Genomic DNA, 5,845 nt, shown 5'->3' on the forward strand with positions numbered 1-5,845 from the left:
CTCGAATGCCGATCGCCAGGCGATCGAGAAGTCCGGGGCGACAGGCGAGCTGCTCGCTCATCTCATCGACCGCCAGGGCAAGCTTTGCAACTACTCGCTCAACCGTTCGCTGGTCTCGTTGACGCTTGACGAGTTCGCGACCATCCCGCGCTCGATCGGCATTGCAAGCGGCCCCAGCAAGGTCGCGCCGATCCTCGCCGCCCTGCGCGGCAACCATCTCGACACCATCGTCACGGACGAGGCCACGGGGCTCCAGATCCTCGAGCTGGCCGAACAGGAGGTAGCATGAATTCTCGACAGATCCAGCGGCAGATCGGCAAGTCCGGCATATCGGCGTCGGCCGTAGGCCTGGGCACCTGGGCGATTGGCGGGTGGATGTGGGGCGGCACCGACGAGAAGGAGTCGGTCAGGGCGATCGAAGCCTCGATCGATGCCGGCCTCAGCCTGATCGACACAGCGCCGGCCTACGGTCTTGGCCGCAGCGAGGCGATCGTGGGCACCGCCATCAAGGGCAAGCGCGACAAGGTGGTGATCGCGACCAAATGCGGGCTGAACTGGCATTCGGGCAAGGGCGGCCATTTCTTCGATCAGGACGGCAAGCCTGTGCATCGCTATCTCGGCGCCGACGGCATCGCCTATGAGATCGAGCAGAGCCTGCGCCGTCTGGGCACCGATCATATCGACCTCTACATCACCCATTGGCAGGACCCGACGACGCCGATCGCCGAGACGATGGCGGTATTGGAAAAGCTCAAGGCAGCCGGCAAGATCCGCGCCATTGGCGCCAGCAACATCAGCGCCGAGGATCTTGGCCAGTATATCGATGCCGGCCAGCTCGATGCGATCCAGGAGCGCTATTCGATGATCGACCGCGACATCGAGAGCAGCCTGCTGCCGATCACCCGCCGCCATGACATTGCCACCCTCAGCTACTCGTCGCTGGCGCTGGGGCTGCTTACCGGCACGGTCGACCCAGAGCGCACATTCGGCGGCGACGACCAGCGCAAGGACAACCCACGCTTTTCCACGGCCAACCGGCAGAAAGTCGCAAAGCTGAAAGAGGCAATCGCCCCGATCTCCGAGAGCCACCAGGCGTCGACGGCGCAGATCGTCATCGCCTGGACGCTCGCCCAGCCGGGCATCACCTTCGCCCTGTGCGGCGCGCGCAATCCCGAACAGGCGCTCGACAATGCACGGGCCGGCGAGATCACGCTTGCGGCAAGCGAGCTAGCGGCAATCGACGCCGCGGCAGCCGCGCATCTCACCGCGATGGATGCCTGAGCAAAAAGGCAACAGCCCCGATGAACCGTAGTCATACAATCGCTGGTCTGCGCGACCGGCCTGATATCGCCGTGCTCGTCATCGGTGGCGGCATCAACGGCATCAGCGTCTTTCGCGAACTGGCCCTGCAAGGCGTCGATGTCGTGCTGGCGGAAAAGGGCGACTATTGCAGCGGCGCCAGCGCCGCCCTGTCGCGCATGGTGCATGGCGGCCTGCGCTACCTCGAAAACGGCGAATTCAAACTGGTGCGCGAATCGCTGCTCGAACGCGACCGGCTGCTGAGGAATGCCCCGCACTATGTGGCTCCGCTGCCGACGACGGTGCCGATCTTCGACATTTTCTCCGGTCTCGCCAACGGTGCGGTGCGTTTCCTGGGGTTGACGCGGCGGCCGAGCCGGCGCGGGGCGCTGGTCATCAAGGCCGGGCTTGCCATGTATGACCTTTTCACCGCTGCACGGCGTTTGATGCCAACGCACCGGTTCAGGGGCCGCGCTGAAACCCTGAAGACATGGCCGGCGATCAACCCGGCGATCCGCAATTCGGCGACCTACTACGACGCCTGGGTGAGCCGGCCCGAGCGCCTCGGCCTGGAGATGCTGCTGGACGCCATGGCGAGCGCGACGAATGCCCGCGTCTTGAACTATGCGCAGGTGTCGTCGACAGGCGATGGCCTTGTCATCACCGACACGCTGACCGGCGAAGAGCTGCCGGTGCGGCCGCAACTGGTCATCAACGCCACCGGCGGCTGGATCGACCTGACCAACAAGGCCATCGGGGCAACGGCGCAGACGATGATGGGCGGTACCAAGGGCTCGCATCTGATCGTCGACAACGGCGAACTGTTCGACGCGCTCGGCGGCCATATGGTCTACTATGAGAACGAGGACGGGCGCATCTGCATCCTGTTTCCATATCTAGGCAAGGTGCTGATCGGCTCGACCGACATCCGGGTGGACGATCCGGACCAGGTCCGTTGCGAGGAGGACGAGCAGCGCTACATCTTGCAGTCGCTCGCTTTCGTCTTCCCCTCGATCAAGATCACGGAAAACCAGATCGTGTTCCGCTTCGCCGGCGTGCGCCCGTTGCCCGCCAGCGAGGACAGTTTTACCAGCCGCATACCGCGCGATCATTTTTGCGAGTTCGTCGAACCGGCCGGGCATCTGCCGGCGACACTGTGCATGATCGGCGGCAAGTGGACCACCTTCCGTTCGTTTGGAGCGCTGGCCGCAGATATGGCGTTGAAGCGGCTCGGCCTCGCGCGCGGCAAGGGCACGCAGGACATGGCCATCGGTGGCGGCCGCGATTCCCCCGCCGATCCGGACGCCTGGTGCGCGTCATTCGCCGCCGAGCATGGCCTGCCGGTCGAGCGCGCGCGCACACTTCTGCAGCGCTATGGCACGTCGGCCAGGGATTTCGTTTCGCACCCCGCGGGCGAACAGATGCTGCCGCAGTCGGACTATTCGGCAAGCGAAATCGGGCGCATCATCGAGCGCGAACAGATCGAGTGCCTTGCCGACCTGTTCCTGCGCCGCACCACCATCGCCATTTCGGGCGGTCTCAGTTTCGACCTCATCAACGCCGTTCTCGACATGCTGGCGGCGCACAAGGGCTGGAGCGCCAGCGAGGCCGCCACCGAGCGCTCGACCTTCCTCGCCTTGCTGGCCGACCGGCACGGCATCGATCTCCAGACGCATCAAAGGAGCGCCCTATGCGCATAAACAAGAAAGTCCGCATGAACCGGCTGTTCGGTGGCGGCCGCTGCCTCGACGTAGCCATCGATCACGGTGTCTGCAACGAGCCGAGCTTCCTTGCCGGGCTGGAAGACATGGCCGGTGTGGTCAATCAGCTGGTCAAGGCCGGCCCCGACGCCATCCAGATGAACTACGGCCAGGCCGATCTGCTGCAGGCCGTGCCTGGCAAGGACAAGCCGGCGCTGGTGATGCGCATCGACATGGGCAATCCCTATAACAGGATACGCCACCGGGCGATGTGGGCGGTGCTGCAGAATGAAGCCGAGCCCTTGCTTGGCGCCATCGAGATGGATGCGGCTTGCGTCGTGGTCAATCTGTTCATGCTGCCCGACGAACCCGACCTGTTCCGGCAATGCGTGCAGAACATCGCCCGCGTGCGCGCCGATTGCGAGAAATACGGCCTGCCGCTGATGATCGAGCCGCTGGCCATGCTGCCGGTCACTGAGCATGGCGGCTACATGGTCGACGGCGATGCCGAAAAGATCGTCACCTTGACCCGGCTTGCCCGTGAAATGGGTGCCGATATCGTCAAGGCCGATCCGACCACCGATCCCAACGACTTCCACCGCGTCGTCGAGGCGGCGCGCTGCCCGGTGCTGGTGCGCGGCGGCGGCAAGGAGGATCTGCGTGCCGTGTTCGACAAGTCGGCCGCCTTGATGGCACAGGGTGCGCTTGGCATGGTCTATGGCCGCAACATCTACCAGCATGCCAACCCGAGCGCTGTCGTGCGCGGGCTGATGGCGATCATTCATGACGATGCCGATGGCGGCGTGGCCTGGGATCTGTACAACCAGGCATAGGCTGCGGCCTCGGGAGGCGCCAATGGCAAGCTACATCCTCGGCCTCGATGCCGGCAACACCGTCATCAAGGCCATCCTCTTCGACTTGTCCGGCCGCGAACTGGCATTCGCCGCCCGTGACGGCCGCTCGTCCATGCCAAAGCCCGGGCATGTCGAACGCGATCTCGACGAACTCTGGCGCAACGCGGTTTCGGTCATCGGCCAATGCATCGCTGAAGCCGGCATCGACGCCGGCGAGATAGTCGCCATCGGCTGCGCCGGTCATGGCAACGGGCTCTACGCGCTCGATCGCACGGGCGCGCCATTGATCGGCATCCAGTCGCTCGACACACGCGCGGTCGACATCGTCGCCGAATGGGCAAAACAGAATGTCGGCGGCCGCACCTATGCACATTGCCTGCAACGGCCGTGGGCGGCGCAGACGCCTACCTTGCTTGCCTGGCTCAAGCGCTTTTCGCCGGCTTTGTTCGCCAGTATCGGAACTGTGTTCCTGTGCAAGGATTTCGTCGTCAACCGCCTGACTGGTGCGCGCAGCAGCGACACTTCAGACATGTCGGGCTGCGGCCTGCTGCAGATGCAGGACCGCCGCTACGAGCCGGACCTGCTTGCCGCCTATGGGCTCGGCGATTGCATGGACCTGCTGCCGCCAGTGCTGGAATCGGCCGACATTGCCGGTCATGTGAGCGCGGAGGTGGCGGCCCTGACGGGACTGCGCGCCGGCACGCCGGTCGTCGCCGGGCTGTTCGATGTCGTCGCCAGCGCGGTCGGTTCGGGCGTGACCAGAACCGGCGCCGCATCGGTTATCGCAGGGACCTGGAGCATCAACCAGGTCATTACCGACGAACCGATCCGCGACCCTTCGATCTTCATGCTGTCGACTTTCGACCGCCAGCGCTATCTGGCGATCGAATCCAGTGCCACCTCGGCCGCCAATCTCGAATGGATCGTTCGCGAATTCCTCGAACATGGTGGCGAAGCCGGCAAGTCGCCGTTCGAATTGTGCAGCGAACTGGTGGCGTCCGTCGATCCGAACAGCGACATCCCGATCTATCATCCCTTCCTTTACGGCTCGCAGCAGAATGGCCATGCGCGCGCAGGCTTCTATGGCATCGCCGGCTGGCACAGCCGAGCCCATCTGCTGCGTGCGCTGTTCGAGGGCGTTGCCTTCGAGCATAAGCGCCATGTCGAGACCTTGCACAGAGCGGGCGCTGATTTCGACCAGGTGGTGCTGTCGGGCGGGGGCTCGCGCAGCAGCGTCTGGCCGCAGATATTCGCCGATGTGCTCGGCGTGCCCGTCACCGTGGCGCGCAGCCGCGAAACCGGCGCGCTGGGAGCGGCGATCGCGGCGGGCACCGGCGTCGGCATTTTCGCGGACTACAGCGCAGGTGCCGCCGCCATGACGGCGGCCGCCCGACATTTTGTACCCAACGAGGCGGTTGCCGATGCATATGCGGGACGGTATCGACTGTACGGCGAGATCAACCAGGCGATGACCCCGATGTGGGAGCGCATCGCCGGACAGCAGGCGCGCACGTGACCGAAGATCCACCGTCCCCGTTCGGCAATTACGATTACGTCATCGTCGGCGCCGGTTCCGCCGGCTGCGTGCTCGCCAACCGGCTCTCCGCCGATCCGCGCAACAATGTGCTGCTGCTCGAGGCCGGGGGCAGCGACCGCTATCACTGGGTCGATATCCCGATCGGCTATCTCTTCTGCATGGGCAACCCGCGCACCGACTGGATGATGAAGACCGAGCCGGAAGCCGGTCTCAATGGACGCAGCCTCAACTATCCGCGCGGCAAGGTGCTTGGCGGCTGTTCATCGATTAACGGCATGATCTACATGCGCGGCCAGGCAGCCGACTACGATGGCTGGCGTCAGGCCGGCAATGCCGACTGGGGCTGGGATGACGTGTTGCCCTATTTCCTCAAATCGGAAGACTATCACGGCGGCAAAGGCGCCATGCACGGGAGCGGCGGCGAGTGGCGGGTCGAACGGGAGCGGCTTTCATGG

General features: G+C 64.6%; 6 protein-coding genes. All 6 read left to right on the forward strand.

The window, feature by feature from the left end; translation table 11 throughout:
- Positions 1 to 289 (forward strand): sugar-binding domain-containing protein (locus EN906_RS20345; RefSeq protein WP_281060452.1); only part of this gene is annotated, 289 nt, incomplete at its 5' end.
- Positions 286 to 1,281 carry an aldo/keto reductase gene (locus tag EN906_RS20350; protein WP_127272426.1) on the forward strand — a complete coding sequence of 332 codons (996 nt, stop codon included), beginning with the start codon at positions 286 to 288 and terminating at the stop codon, positions 1,279 to 1,281. The genes EN906_RS20345 and EN906_RS20350, both read left to right, overlap by 4 nt.
- Positions 1,282 to 1,301: 20 nt before the next feature.
- Entirely contained in the window at positions 1,302 to 2,999 is a 1,698-nt protein-coding gene (locus tag EN906_RS20355) for a glycerol-3-phosphate dehydrogenase/oxidase (RefSeq protein ID WP_127375330.1), read from the forward strand.
- Entirely contained in the window at positions 2,990 to 3,832 is an 843-nt protein-coding gene (locus EN906_RS20360) for a class I fructose-bisphosphate aldolase (RefSeq protein ID WP_127270631.1), read from the forward strand. Before EN906_RS20355 ends, EN906_RS20360 begins: the two co-directional genes overlap by 10 nt.
- A gap of 22 nt (positions 3,833 to 3,854) precedes the next feature.
- Entirely contained in the window at positions 3,855 to 5,369 is a 1,515-nt protein-coding gene (locus EN906_RS20365) for an FGGY-family carbohydrate kinase (protein ID WP_127272425.1), read from the forward strand.
- Positions 5,366 to 5,845: GMC family oxidoreductase N-terminal domain-containing protein (locus EN906_RS20370; RefSeq protein ID WP_206529139.1), on the forward strand; the 480-nt coding region annotated here is incomplete at its 3' end. The genes EN906_RS20365 and EN906_RS20370, both read left to right, overlap by 4 nt.

Source organism: Mesorhizobium sp. M7A.F.Ca.CA.004.06.1.1 (assembly GCF_003999135.1).
Classification (GTDB): Bacteria; Pseudomonadota; Alphaproteobacteria; order Rhizobiales; family Rhizobiaceae; genus Mesorhizobium.